At 56.6% G+C, this 12,446-nt stretch carries 17 protein-coding genes; 5 read left to right on the forward strand and 12 right to left on the reverse strand.

The annotated features are described in order from the left end of the window. Window positions 1-94: 94 nt before the first annotated feature. Complete coding sequence (locus BJF97_RS15005) at window positions 95-1,417, forward strand: NAD(P)/FAD-dependent oxidoreductase (protein WP_032694968.1); 1,323 nt, start codon at window positions 95-97, stop codon at window positions 1,415-1,417. Between the two features lie 49 nt (window positions 1,418-1,466). Here BJF97_RS15005 and map read toward each other — a convergent pair whose 3' ends face one another. From map to BJF97_RS15020, 3 genes are all read right to left on the reverse strand, one after another. Next, on the reverse strand, window positions 1,467-2,246 hold the full coding sequence (gene map / locus BJF97_RS15010) for a type I methionyl aminopeptidase (protein WP_004850994.1): 780 nt from the start codon (window positions 2,244-2,246) through the stop codon (window positions 1,467-1,469). Continuing rightward, window positions 2,227-2,445, reverse strand: coding sequence for a ParD-like family protein (locus BJF97_RS15015; RefSeq protein WP_004102160.1), 219 nt, complete (start codon window positions 2,443-2,445; stop codon window positions 2,227-2,229). The genes map and BJF97_RS15015 overlap by 20 nt, the downstream gene beginning before the upstream one ends. 113 nt (window positions 2,446-2,558) lie before the next feature. Continuing rightward, window positions 2,559-3,026, reverse strand: a complete 468-nt coding sequence (locus BJF97_RS15020) for a winged helix-turn-helix transcriptional regulator (protein WP_014229412.1) — start codon at window positions 3,024-3,026, stop codon at window positions 2,559-2,561. A gap of 61 nt (window positions 3,027-3,087) precedes the next feature. Here BJF97_RS15020 and BJF97_RS15025 point away from each other — a divergent pair, with 61 nt between their 5' ends. Further along, window positions 3,088-3,318, forward strand: coding sequence for a tautomerase family protein (locus tag BJF97_RS15025; RefSeq protein WP_014229413.1), 231 nt, complete (start codon window positions 3,088-3,090; stop codon window positions 3,316-3,318). Window positions 3,319-3,423: 105 nt separating this feature from the next. On the opposite strand, the gene BJF97_RS15030 is transcribed toward BJF97_RS15025, so the two are convergent. Then, window positions 3,424-4,092: a class I SAM-dependent methyltransferase gene (locus BJF97_RS15030; protein ID WP_014229414.1), complete on the reverse strand. Its 669-nt coding sequence runs from the start codon at window positions 4,090-4,092 to the stop codon at window positions 3,424-3,426. Between the two features lie 71 nt (window positions 4,093-4,163). After that, complete coding sequence (locus BJF97_RS15035; protein ID WP_032694966.1) at window positions 4,164-5,051, reverse strand: LysR family transcriptional regulator; 888 nt, start codon at window positions 5,049-5,051, stop codon at window positions 4,164-4,166. A gap of 97 nt (window positions 5,052-5,148) precedes the next feature. Between BJF97_RS15035 and BJF97_RS15040 the strand changes: the two genes are divergently transcribed. Together BJF97_RS15040 and BJF97_RS15045 are read left to right on the forward strand one after the other, a co-directional pair. Beyond that, window positions 5,149-6,204, forward strand: coding sequence for an SDR family oxidoreductase (locus BJF97_RS15040; protein WP_032694964.1), 1,056 nt, complete (start codon window positions 5,149-5,151; stop codon window positions 6,202-6,204). Between the two features lie 195 nt (window positions 6,205-6,399). Continuing rightward, window positions 6,400-6,525, forward strand: a complete 126-nt coding sequence (locus tag BJF97_RS15045; protein ID WP_032694962.1) for a helix-turn-helix domain-containing protein — start codon at window positions 6,400-6,402, stop codon at window positions 6,523-6,525. Here the strand turns inward: BJF97_RS15045 and BJF97_RS15050 are convergent. Genes BJF97_RS15050 through BJF97_RS15080 form a run of 7 tightly spaced genes read right to left on the reverse strand, consistent with a single transcriptional unit; the run spans window position 6,522 to window position 11,826 of the window. Beyond that, window positions 6,522-7,277, reverse strand: a complete 756-nt coding sequence (locus BJF97_RS15050) for a GntR family transcriptional regulator (protein WP_004851009.1) — start codon at window positions 7,275-7,277, stop codon at window positions 6,522-6,524. The genes BJF97_RS15045 and BJF97_RS15050 overlap by 4 nt on opposite strands. A gap of 14 nt (window positions 7,278-7,291) precedes the next feature. Then, on the reverse strand, window positions 7,292-8,032 hold the full coding sequence (locus tag BJF97_RS15055; protein WP_014229417.1) for a sugar isomerase domain-containing protein: 741 nt from the start codon (window positions 8,030-8,032) through the stop codon (window positions 7,292-7,294). Between the two features lie 16 nt (window positions 8,033-8,048). Then, window positions 8,049-9,359 (reverse strand): PTS ascorbate transporter subunit IIC, encoded by a 1,311-nt coding sequence (locus BJF97_RS15060; RefSeq protein WP_004851013.1) that lies wholly within the window; start codon window positions 9,357-9,359, stop codon window positions 8,049-8,051. Continuing rightward, the gene (locus tag BJF97_RS15065) at window positions 9,356-9,643 is read right to left on the reverse strand and encodes a PTS sugar transporter subunit IIB (RefSeq protein ID WP_004851015.1); all 288 of its coding nucleotides are present in this window, start codon (window positions 9,641-9,643) and stop codon (window positions 9,356-9,358) included. The genes BJF97_RS15060 and BJF97_RS15065 overlap by 4 nt, the downstream gene beginning before the upstream one ends. A gap of 25 nt (window positions 9,644-9,668) precedes the next feature. Further along, window positions 9,669-10,112 (reverse strand): PTS sugar transporter subunit IIA, encoded by a 444-nt coding sequence (locus BJF97_RS15070; RefSeq protein ID WP_032694960.1) that lies wholly within the window; start codon window positions 10,110-10,112, stop codon window positions 9,669-9,671. Continuing rightward, complete coding sequence (locus BJF97_RS15075) at window positions 10,105-10,845, reverse strand: creatininase family protein (protein WP_014229419.1); 741 nt, start codon at window positions 10,843-10,845, stop codon at window positions 10,105-10,107. The genes BJF97_RS15070 and BJF97_RS15075 overlap by 8 nt, the downstream gene beginning before the upstream one ends. Window positions 10,846-10,854: 9 nt before the next feature. After that, the gene (locus tag BJF97_RS15080) at window positions 10,855-11,826 is read right to left on the reverse strand and encodes a phosphotriesterase family protein (RefSeq protein WP_032694959.1); all 972 of its coding nucleotides are present in this window, start codon (window positions 11,824-11,826) and stop codon (window positions 10,855-10,857) included. Window positions 11,827-12,186: 360 nt separating this feature from the next. Between BJF97_RS15080 and BJF97_RS15085 the strand changes: the two genes are divergently transcribed. Next, complete coding sequence (locus tag BJF97_RS15085) at window positions 12,187-12,435, forward strand: hypothetical protein (RefSeq protein ID WP_014229424.1); 249 nt, start codon at window positions 12,187-12,189, stop codon at window positions 12,433-12,435. Window positions 12,436-12,446: the final 11 nt, after the last annotated feature.

Consider the following 12,446-nt stretch of genomic DNA (forward strand, 5'->3'; position numbering starts at 1 on the left):
CGCTTGCCGACTCACACTCCAGACCAAAAACGCGGAGAGCGGCAACCCCATTCACACCTGCCCTGCAGGTTTTTTTTCCACAGGGAGATTAAGCGTGAGATTTGCATCAGTACCTTTCAATCAGAACCAGGTGGGCTGGCCGCTCAATGAGATTGATCGACAAATACAGCCGCAGCTATGCGGCGACATTAAAGCCGACTGGGTGATTATCGGCTCCGGCTATGCCGGCGTAAGCTTTGCCCGCAGGCTGGCCAGCCTCAATCCGCAGCTGAACATCGTGCTCATCGATGCCGAATGCGCCGCGACCAGCTCCTCGGCGCGAAATTCCGGCTTTATCATCGGCCTGCCGCACAATATCGGCAGCTCTACCGCCGAGCTGAAAAAAGCGCAGGATTACCGCGCCCTGCTCCAGGAGGGGATCCGCCTGCTCGATGAAACGGTGACCGAGCACCAGATTGCCTGCGAATGGGAAAACGTCGGGAAATACCACTGCCAGATAGATCCGTCCAGCGAAGCCATTATGCAGGAGTATGTGGATAACCTGCAGCTGATGCAGGAGCCTTACAGCCTGCTGGACGGCGAAGCGCTGTACCAGAAGCTGGGAACCCGCCTCTACAGCAAAGGAATTTACACCCCCGGCTGTATTCTGGTGAACCCGGCGAAACTGATTGCGGGCCTCGCGCATCATCTGCCGGAAAACGTCACGGTTTACCATCAAACCCCGGCGCTGGCTATGCGTCAGGAAAACGGCGGCGTCAGGGTGACGACGCTGCAGGGCACGATCCGCGCCGACCAGGCGATGCTGGCGACCAACGCGCTCTCCCGCGAACTCTCGCCCACCGTGAGCCGCCAGGCGTCAATGGCGACCTACGCCAGCATTACCGCCCCGCTCACGCCTGAACAGCGCCAGCGTCTGCCGGCAATGGAAAGCTGGGGATTAACGCCGGTCAACGCGATCGCCGGCGCCACGCTACGCTATACCCACGATCATCGTTTTCTGGTCCGCCAGCATGTCGATCCGGCATTGCGGGGAGTGATTACCGCCGGACAGACCGCCAGCGCCGCGCGCCAGCATCTGGCGCTGTTCCATACGGCCTATCCGCAGCTGCAGGATGTGCCGCTGGAGCGAACCTGGTCCGGGACCATCAGCGTCACCCGCAACGGCGCGCCGGTCTGGGGGCGTCTTGCGCCGCAGATCTGGACCGCCGGGGGCTGTAACGGCGCCGGCGTATCCAAACAGACTATCGCCGGGACGCTGCTTGCCGATCTGGCGATGGGCCAGGACAACCCGCTGATCGCTGCGATGCAGTCGCTCGGCCAGGCGAACGTTATGCCGCCTTCGCCATTCCTCGATATCGGGGTGGCGGGCGCATTATGGAAAGAGCGTTATGTGGGGCGCAAAGAGATGCCCGCGTAATCGCTGTCTGACAGGTTTCACTGCCCGGGCGTGAAACCTGTTGTTTGGGCTACTCCGGGATCGCTTCATCTTTACGCAGGGTCAGGACCTCGAATCCATCCGCGGTGACGGCGACGGTGTGCTCCCACTGCGCGGACAGTTTTTTATCGCGGGTGACCACCGTCCAGCCATCTTTTTTGGTTTTAATCCGGCTATCGCCCTGGTTCACCATCGGTTCAATGGTAAACACCATCCCCTCCTTGAGCACGGCGCCGGTGCCGGGTATGCCGTAATGCAGCACCTGGGGATCTTCGTGCATCTCTCTGCCGACGCCGTGGCCGCAGTACTCCCTGACCACGCTGTAGCCGTTACCTTCGACATAAGTCTGGATCGCATGGCCGATATCGCCCAGCGTCGCGCCCGGCCTGACGACCTTGATCCCTTTCCACATCGCTTCGTAGGTTTTCTGCACCAGCCGACGGGCCAGCGGTGAAACCTCGCCAATCAGATACATTTTGCTGGAATCGGCAATCAGCCCCTCTTTTTCCAGCGTAATATCCACATTCACAATCATGCCGGATTTCAGATGCTCGCTCTCCTTTGGCATACCGTGACAAACCACTTCGTTGATCGACGTATTCAGCACGTAGGGGAAATCATACTGCCCTTTGCTGGCCGGGCGCGAATGCAGATCGTTGACGATAAAATCCTCCACCCGGTTGTTGATGGCCATGGTGGAGATACCGGGCTGAATAAAGGTATCCAGCATGTCGAAAACCGATGCCAACAGCTCACCTGCGCGGCGCTGTCTGGCCAGCTCGTCCGCGGTCTTAATGGGAATTGATAGCATTGATCACCTCCAGCAACCGGTCAGAGCCGGACTTGAGCATCATCAGCTTAATTTGCTGATGGTTAAGTTCGGGATAGAGCTCGCTCATCATACCCAGACGGATCCAGTACTCCGCCTGCGCGTTGACCGAACGCGACATCGCCTTGCTGGCGTCACGAATATCGTCGTGCAGCAGGTCGGAAATTTTTACAATGCCCATTTATACGTACCGTGACAATTTATATATGGTTCGTATATTACGCCTCCCCGCTCAAGCAGACAACGTTTGTCGTCAGAAAGCAGAAAATGGGGTTGCGGTTATTGTCGCCCGCGCTACGGCTGGTTAAGGTTCAGAGCCACTATCTGGATGTTCCGAGGTTCAACGACGGTGCCTTTCGTCGTCACAAATGCATTGTGGACGACGTCCCCGCTCTCTTTATCCACCAGCGCAATATGCGGTTCATCATGCAGGATATTTTTATGCCCCCACGCCATCAGGGAAAACAGGATCGGCGCCAGGCTGCGGCTTTTTGGCGTAAGGATATACTCATAACGTTCGCGCACGCCTTCTTCCTGATAAGGCGTTTTGCTCAGCAAACCCAGTTCCGTCATTTTCTTTAACCGGTTTGCCAGCGTCTGCTTAGGCATTTTTGTATGCGAGCGGATCGTTTCAAAGCGCGTCACGCCGTAGAAAGCCTCTCTTAAAATCAACAAAACCCACCGATCTCCCAGGATTTCCGCTGCCGCAGAAAGCCCGCAAAGCTCCGGTAATAGGTAGGCAACTGAATTATTTTTTGACATGTCCGCTTTCGCTCTTTAATCTGAGTATGAATTTTAGACCTAGCTTACCAAGGAGAATACAATGCCCTTCGTCAATGTACAAACCATTAAAGGAATAATGAACCCGGAGCAAAAAAAAGAGCTTTTACGCCGCATGACCGATCTGATTGTCGAAATTGAAGGGAAAGGCGATCCCGAGTTCCGCCGTTCAGTCTGGGTTCGCATTGATGAGCATGAGCCGGAACAGTGGAGTCTGGGCGGCATACAGCCCACGGCTGAAGCGATCGCGGCAAAATTTTCGTCTGCTCAATAATCCTGCAAGGTCAGGAGCCTGGCACCGTCGCTGGCGGCAGAACGTTCACGTTTACCCATAAGCTTCCCGTCCGCTCCAGGCCAGAGCGGACGGGAGGCGTGAAGGTTAATCGACTCTGCATACCACGGTGGCATGATCCCACCATGCGTTCTCATTAATATTCACCTCAAGAACCGTAAATTGCTCCGCCCGAATCTCGTCCAGCAGGGCCTGGAGCGGTCGCAACGTACGCCAGGGTTTGCCCTCTTTAAGTAAATGATGGCGGATAGGATCGTACGCGAGAATATCCTCGGGATGACGCGGGGTTCCGCACATGGAGCCGATCACCAGCCGTCCTCCGGGTTTCAGTAATCTTCTGACTTCGGCAAAGCAGAGGTGGCGGGCATCGTCAATCAGGCAATGCACACAGCTGCCATCAACAATGAGCTCAAACGTCGCATCCTGACACTGATGAATATGGCAGACATCTCCGACAAAAAAATTTGCCGGGAGACCCGCCTGCTGAAAACGATTTTGTGCCCATCGGATCGCGGTTTCGGACCAATCTATCCCCCACACCGAATAGCCTCGTTCCGCAAAATACTGCGCGGCCATCGCGCCATTCCCGCACCCCAGCTCAAGGACAGGCGCGCCGGGTTGGGGGAAATAGTGCTGTAAATGAAGCCAGCTAAAAACGCGCTCCTGTTGTTCTTTGGCCCGGAAATAACCTTCGCCAGCCCAGGCGATAGCGCCATTTGCCAGCAACTGCCGATACTCTTTTTCATAGCGGTTCATAGTCAAGACGCCTTTGTCAGCAGCAACGCTCGTCACTTTACGCGCGGTAGAGGCAGGAGAAAAACCAACCGTCAGACACGCTCCGTCATCTCAGGCAGCAATTGTTCAATCACGTCGATAATACTTCTTACCCGCGGTGGGATAAAGCGGGCGTCAGGGTAGACCGCATAGAGAACGCGATCGGGTAATCGCCAGGCGGGTAATACCGGTACCAGCCTGCCGGACTGCAAAGCGTGGGCCGCAAGGGGTAACTGCATGCCGCCGATACCGATGCCGGACTCTAGCGCCTGCAGCAGCGCTTCGCTGGTGTTGGCACGGAAGACGGTATTCACTTTCATATCAACCGTTTTATCACCCGAGACCAGCCGCAGCGGCGCGTCCTGCGCGATGCCGCTGAACCGCACGTGCGGGTGGGCGGCCAGCTCGCTGACGGCATGCACCGTTTTAAAACCGGGGGCGGCAAAGAGCGCGGTTTCAATACGCGCCAGCACGCGCGCCGCACTCCCCGGCGGCGGTTCACTGCTCAACCGCAGCGCGACATCCACTCTTTCAGCAACCAGATCGGCAATGCGGTCATCAAGGGAAAGGGTCAGACGCAGCTCGGGGTGCATTTTCTGCAGCGCCAGCAGATGCGGTAAAAAGAGCTGCCCCAGGCCGCTCGGCAGCTGCACGTGCACCCGGCCTTGCCACTGGCGATCGGTTGGCTGTAAGCGCCTTTCCGCTTCATGCATCGCTTCCAGCAAAAGCTGCATATCGCGCCGGTAACTTTCCCCCTGCTCGGTCAGCGCCATCGCACGCGTGGTTCGGTGCAGCAGCACCACCCCAAGCTCCTCCTCAAGCGCCGCGATCTGCTGACTGACGGCGGATTGTTTCATCCCGCACTGGCGGGCTGCCGCGGAAAAGGATCCCGCTTCTACCACGCGCAGGAAAGTGGCAATGGCGTTGAGCTTATTATTCATTTAATGATTCTGCTTATAAGTGCCATCAGTTTTACGGGATATGCGTGAAAAAAATAATATACCACACTGCCTCTGTCACCCACCCTGGAGAAGCAACGTGAATAAGATACCGCAACCCAAAGTCGCCCTGGTCGCCGGCGCCAGCGGCATTATTGGCAGAGAGCTGGTGAAAACGCTGTTACGCAATCGCTGGGAGGTTATCGGCCTCAGCCGCCATGCATCGTCCCACCCGGAAAACATTCCCTTCATTCACGTCGATTTACTGGATGCGCAGCACAGCGCGCAAAAACTGCATTCGCTCAACGGCGTCACCCACATTTTTTACAGCGCATGGGCCAACGCCGGGAACTGGGCGGAAATGGTTGAACCGAACGTCACCATGCTGCGCAACCTGGTCAGCAACATCGAGCAAACCGCACCGCTACGGACGGTAAGCCTGATGCAGGGATACAAAGTGTACGGCGCGCATCTTGGTCCGTTCAAAACCCCGGCGCGTGAAAGCGATCCCGGCGTACCCGGGGCCGAATTTAACGCCGCTCAGCTCACCTGGCTCAGCCATTTCCAGCGCGGAAAAACGTGGCGCTGGAACGCGATCAGGCCGGGCGTGGTCGGCAGCACGGTGCCCGGCAACGCCATGAATCTCGCACTCAGCATCGCGATCTATGCTTCGCTATGTAAAGCGCAGGATCTACCGCTGCGTTTCCCCGGTTCGGAAAAAACCTGGCACAGCATCGTCGATCATACGGACGCCGGGTTGCTGGCTGATGCCACGCTGTGGGCTGCAACCTCGCCAACGGCGCAAAACCAGGCGTTCAACGTCAATAACGGCGACATCTGGCGCTGGTGCGAGCTGTGGCCGCGCATCGCGAGCTGGTTTGAACTGGCATCCGCCCCGCCGGTCAGACTGTCATTTCACCAGCTGTTTGTGGATTACCGCGCGTACTGGCGCGAACTGGCCGGGCAGAGTCTGGTGGAAGCGGACATCTTAAGGCTCAGCGACGGTAAATTTGCTGATTTCGTCTTTGGCTGGAACTACGACATGTTTGGCGATGGCAGCAAACTGCGCCGGGCGGGCTACACTGAAATGCAGGCCACCGACGACATGTTTTTCCGCCTGTTCGCACAGCTGAGAGCCGCTCGCATTATCCCCTGAAACAGCATGCTTTAACCGTCAGCCGGCGTCGCGCGAGCAATCCACGATTCAGTTTTTCGCCTCTTCCTCGCGCGCTCTGGTATCCGGGGTAATGATTATTCCAGGACGTAAAAAAGCCGGGTTCTCCCGGCATCATGATTTACCAACCATTTTCTGCGTATAAATACCAAACGTAGTGGATGATACTACTCCAAATTGCAGCATCCTTATGCTTCTGATGATTTCAGAGTACAGAAAGGTATCCGCTTCGATACGCTGGCAAAAATCTGCCAGGCGCTGGAGTGCCAGCCAGGCGATATTCTCGCCTGGGAGGCGGATTAACGCCCTTTCTCGATCGTGCAGGCCCACTGCTGGCTCATGCTGCTCTGGCTGGTGGCGATTTGCAGCGACAGGCTGGCGTCAAGGGTATGCGTGACGCTGTATTCAAGCACCACATCATCCAGATCGCGGGCGACGCGCTCAATGCGAAACAGAGCCTGGCCGGGTTCAATATTGAGCAATCCCGCCGTGCGGCTATCGCAGCACACCGGCGTATAGCGTTCCGTGGCGTTGGCCGGCGAGTAGCCGAACGTTTCCCGCAGCTGCTTATACAGCGATCGGCTGCCGTCCACGTGGCTCAGATCGTTATAGATACGGCCATTAAGCCAGGTCAGCACATGGCCAACCGGCCGGTCGCCCTGCACTAACAGCCGCTCCAGACGCATCAGCTGGCAGCCTAAATCCAGCCCCATTTGCTCCGCCACCTGGCGGTCGGCCATGGTCGAAATCAGCGACAGAACTTCCACGGCTATCTCCCCCGGCGGAGCAAAGGTGGTCAGTACGTCCGGGAGGTCGGTGTAGTATTTCTGCAGCGCATCGCGGTTAATAAACGTCCCTTTACCCTGTTCGCGGTACACCATGCCAATACTGGCCAGCGAATCTATCGCCTGTTTGATGGTACCGCGCGCGACCTTAAACTCCCCGGCGAGCAGCAGTTCGCCCGGGAGTTTATCGTCATAGGTAAAAGAGAGGATCCGCTGCAGGATAACGTCTTTTATCCTTAAATAGAGAGGGAGTCCATCCGACTCAAACATACTTGTGCTCCAACTCAGAGGTAGTGTATCTGGCTCCTGTAAGCGCTAAGTATATCCTGATTTATCTCCTGATTACCGTCTATGTTTGCGCTGGCGAGAATGGGCGGCGTGCGCGCATTTTCCAGCATGATTTCGCAAATACGTAATACCAGGCTGTTGGCGATGGTCGCGCCCATGATGGTGGAGAGCGGCGCGGCTTTCTGCGCCATCCCCGGCAGGCTCACCGCCGCATCGCCATACTCGCAGTGGTTATCAATGGTGATATCGGCCACATCCACTAGCAGCTTGCCGCTGGAGTGGCGCGACGTCACGCGCGCCGCCGTCGCCAGGCTGGTAATCGCGATAACCGTTGCGCCGCACGCTTTCGCCGCCAGCGCGACATCAATGGTAATCGCGTTGCGTCCCGACACCGAATGGATCAGCAGCGTATCTTCAGCCCTTAGCGGCGACTGCTCCACCAGTACCCGACCGAAGTGCTCCACATTTTCCACCGCGCTGGTGAGGGTTAACGGCCTGACGTTAAGCATCAGCGCAGGCGTAAAAAGCGGATTGACGATGGCCAGGCCGCCCGCGCGATAGCTCATCTCCTCCGCCAGAATCCCGGCGTGGCTGGCGCCAAAGACGAAGATGTTGCGCTGCCCCATAATGCTGTGGGACATGATTTCCGCCGCCCGGGTGAGTTCATCGGGGCGCTGCTCAAGAAAAGCCAGCTTCTGGCGGATCTGACTGTAGTACTGTTTCAGGGCCTGACTCATAGACTTCCTCCCGATATCAGAACGCCAGCAGGCGGGTCAAAAGATGAATGACTGGCGCGAGGACAAACATATCGCTGTCGCCTGCCCATAGCGCGGTATCCGGGATCGTATTGTCGATAAAGCCGGTGACGCAGAAATACTGCCCCCAGGCGACCACGGTCGAGGTGATAAACCCCGCCAGCAGAGCGCCTTTATAGCCTCCGGTAATATTGCCGAAGACCCCCGCCGTACCGGCGTGAAAGAAAATCACAATCATGCTGGGAATAAAAACGTAGCCGGTATAGCGGCCGATCAGGGTCAGCCACAGCAGCGAGCCGACAAAAGCGCCGACAAACCCCAGCACCACCGCGTTTGGCGCAAAGTTAAACAGTATCGGGCAGTCCAGCGCCGGTTTTGCGCCGGGCACCAGCCGCGAGCCGATGCCGTTAAACGCCGGCACCATTTCGCCAATAAACATCCGTACGCCGAGCAGCACGACGGCAATGCCGCCGGTAAACATCAGCGATTGTTTGAGGGCATAGATGTAGAAGCTCAGGTCGCCGGATTGCGCCAGGATCTCCGCCGCTTTCGGCGTACCTTTAATCTGCAGAATAAAGGTGCCTATAAAGAACAGCAGCGCCATGGTCAACGCCGTCACCACGTTGGAGTCGCGCAGGAAACCCAGCTTTTTAGGGACTTTGATATCTTCGGAGCTGATTTTGTTGCGGGCGAAAATCTGGCCAAAAATCGCCCCCAGCAGCGCGACGGAGGCGGAAGTATGCCCCAGCGCCACGTTGTCGTTGCCGGTGATTTTCCGCACCCAGGGCTGAACCAGCGCGGGCTGTAGGGTCCAGTAGAGCCCCATAATCACCGTTAGCATCAGCGTCAGCTGCACCGCTGAAATAGCGGGCTCGGTGTTCACCATCACCCCGGCAAAGATCATCGTCGTCCAGAACATCATATGTCCTGTCAGGTAGATGTATTTAAAGCGCGTCAGCCGGGCCAGCAGCAAATTGATGGCGAATCCGCCGGCAATGGCGATGGTCACGCTGCTTCCGTAGCGTTCACTGAAGCGCGCCTGGCCGATAATATTGGTCAGGTTCATGGAGCTGAGACCGAAAACTTCGGTCCAGATCGGCTGAAATATCAGCAGCGCGGAGACGATAATCCCGGCCCCCGCGCCGATGATCAGAAAGCCCAGAATGCCTTTCAGGGTGCCGGACACAATGTCCGCCAGCGATTTCTTTTGCAGCACCAGGCCCAGCAGCACGATCAGGCCAATTAAGATCGACGCTTCACCAAATATATTGATGGTGATCCAGCGCAGCACGCCAAGAAACTCGCTCATGACGGCTCTCCTGCGGGCAGAATTTTCGCCTGGGTCAGCGCCGCGGTGATTTCGGCGTTATCGATATAGTTGTTCACCACCACCACCGGACAGGACAGATGCTTAAGGTTGTCCACCAGCTCCGCGTTGGTTATCACCACATCGGCGTTGGCCGAAGCGGCGGAAGAGACATCCATATGTTCCACGGAGGCCTGAATCCCGTGCTGTTTTAACACTGCCTCAACGTTCATTTTTAAAATCAGGCTGGAGCCCATACCTAAACCACAGACTGTCAGAATTTTCATCGCTATTCACTCCGTGTTCATCACGCTACAAACGCTGCGAGCCGCTGGCTAACAGCCGATAAAGTTGTTCTGGATCGTTCGAATGCATCAGGGTATGCAGGTTATTTTCATCGCTGAGTACGGTCACGATATGCTGGATAAGGTGGATATGGGCATCGCTGCTGGTTGCCGAAAGCCCCAGCACCACCTGCACCGGGTCGTTTTCCGCATGACCAAACGCCAGCGGTTCACGCAGCCTGACCGCGCTGATCTGCGCTTTCATCGCCCCCTGCTCCGGGCGGGCATGCGGCAGCGCCAGCCCGGGGGCAATGACAAAATAGGGGCCCAGCTCGCGGTGGCTATCGACCATTGCCTGGACGTATTGCGGGCTACAGGCTCCCGCGCGGCACAGCGCGTTCCCCGCCTCGCGAATGGCCTCCTCAGGTGTAGCGGCCGGGCAGTCAACGCGTATCGCCTGACGCTCAATCATCGGAGGCTCCTTGGGTTAAGTGATGACGGATAGAGGCAAGCGTGGTCGCCAGCGCCCGCTGGACGAACGCGCGCCCTTTCTCTTCGCTGGCGGCAGTTGGATCGCCCAGCACCGCATAGTCAGAAAACTCGGTCCAGGGTATCGGCTGATAGCGAAAATTGTTCGGGAAAGTCGGATAGTGCGCGCGGGCGTTGGTCATGGTGACGAACTCCGGCGCCAGCGCCAGCATCAGCGAGGTTTCGACCTCATCAGCATGCATATAGCCGGGGTAAGCCACCGCGGTGGTTTGCCGTCGTTTTACCTCCTCCTCCATCCCCGCCCAGCTATAGCTAAGCAAGGTAATACCCTGCTCTTTTAGCTGCCGGGAGGCCGCTTTCATCGCATCAAAATTGCCGTAATGCGCGTTAATCACCGCCGTGGTGGTGATACCGTAGCTGGCCATGTTTTCCGCCAGCGACACCAGCAGCGACGTCAGCCGTTCATGACCGATATCAATCGCGCCCGCGTGGCCGCGCAGGGACCAGACCTGGCTGTAGGAAACGACCGGCAGGCTCAGGGCGCACTCGCCCAGCTGCTCGTCAAGCAGCGCGCAAAACCGCTCGGCCAGCAGGTTATCGGTATCCAGCGGCAGGTGGTCGCCGTGCGGCTCGACGGCGCCGAGCGGCAATAAGGCGATCCGCGCCTTTTGTAAAGCCCGCCGGGCCTCGCTTTCGTTTAAACGATGCAGCTTCATAACATCTCCTCAGGCAAAAGCGAGGTAACGCGCCGGGTTGTCGACGAAGAAATCATGCAGCAGCGCTTCGCCGTCAAACCCGGCTTCCCGGGCCTCGTCAATGAATCTTGGCCGCCAGTCGCTAAGGATAAATTTCAGTCCCAGCCCCCCTTTGCCGTAATGCGCGCTCATGGATTTACGGGCAAAATCGCCGCCGATTAAGATCTGCTTTTGATAACCGCGCTGGCAGAGCGCCAGGATGGCCTGGGTACGGATGTGCTCTGGGTGATATTTTATGCGGCTGATACCGTCGAAAGAGAGAAACGCCCCGGTGTTGGCGATCTGACGGTGCAGCCAGGGATCGGGGTTACGATCCATATGAGCAAAACATAAGCGGGAGAGATCCAGCCCCCATTTTTTAAAGAGCTGCGCCTGCTCGAGTCCCATCGTCCCCATTTCCGTATGGCTGTGCATCGGCGCCCCGGTGCGCTGCTGGGCGCGAACGATAACCTCCATGGTTTTTTGTTCCAGAGGGGAAATGGCGTTATAGCCGGTACCGCACTTCACCACGCCGGCCCGATGTTCGGTGCCCTCTATCCCCTCAGTGACCTCGCGACAGACATGTTCAACCAGTTCATCAACCTCTGAATGTGCAATCCATTCGGCGAAAGTTTGCGCGGAGCCCGGCCGCTTGCTGCTCCACAGAAAGCCTTTGTTAAAACCCGCAGTGGCGATAATGTGCAGCTGCTGGCGCTGCGCCATGGCGGCGACGGCTGCGGCCTGACGGCCATAATCCGGCGCGGTGGCGTCGTAGATGGCGTTACCACCCGCCCGGTGGAAGTCGCTTAATTCACGCTCTGAAGCCTGCGGATCGTCGAGTAACAGATCGTCATCCTGACGCTCGGCCCAATAGGGCGGAATACAGTAGATATGGTCGTGGCTGTAGGTGACGCCCAGCTGATTAGCGGAAATATCCCCGTTTAACGTTCGAATGATGCCCATGTTTCTTGCTCCCCGGAACGGATAAGAAGGTGCTTTCAACATAGGTGCGCCCCACTTGACCAGTCAAGTGATCAAGTTCGCATCCGTCATATAAAATTTCTATCTGTGAGGTAGGTCGACATTAACATTTATGTGACGTTGTCACATAAATGGATTCGGGATAAAAAAACCGTTACTCATGGAAAAACATACGTATCCCGGGTGAGGTGATTAAATTTATGTTACTTAAATTCAACGGGATACACACTCACTAAGCCAATTCATTCCTGACTAATAATTCATAGCTTTGATTAAAATGTTTAATTGAATGAATCGATAAAGAGAGTATTGTTAAAAACAATGATGAGCGGAGATAAATAAATGTTACGTGATTTTTTGAAGGTAGAAAAAGAGGATCGTCTGGTCGAACAACAGGACGCCAGCAGCGGTAAAGAGAATTCAACGGACGTCACCGAATGGATTATTGTGAATAAAAATGGTGATAAAAAAGGCCGGGTGGCGTTATTCAATCAATTTACCACCCGCCGTTCCTATTGCGTGAATTACCGCATCACCCAGTTTGATAATAGCGGCAAAGTGGTTGTCGACCGGCTGGCGGAATCAATCTGATCCCGGGGAAC

This window comes from Klebsiella sp. LTGPAF-6F, assembly GCF_001753185.1.
GTDB lineage: Bacteria > Pseudomonadota > Gammaproteobacteria > Enterobacterales > Enterobacteriaceae > Klebsiella > Klebsiella michiganensis.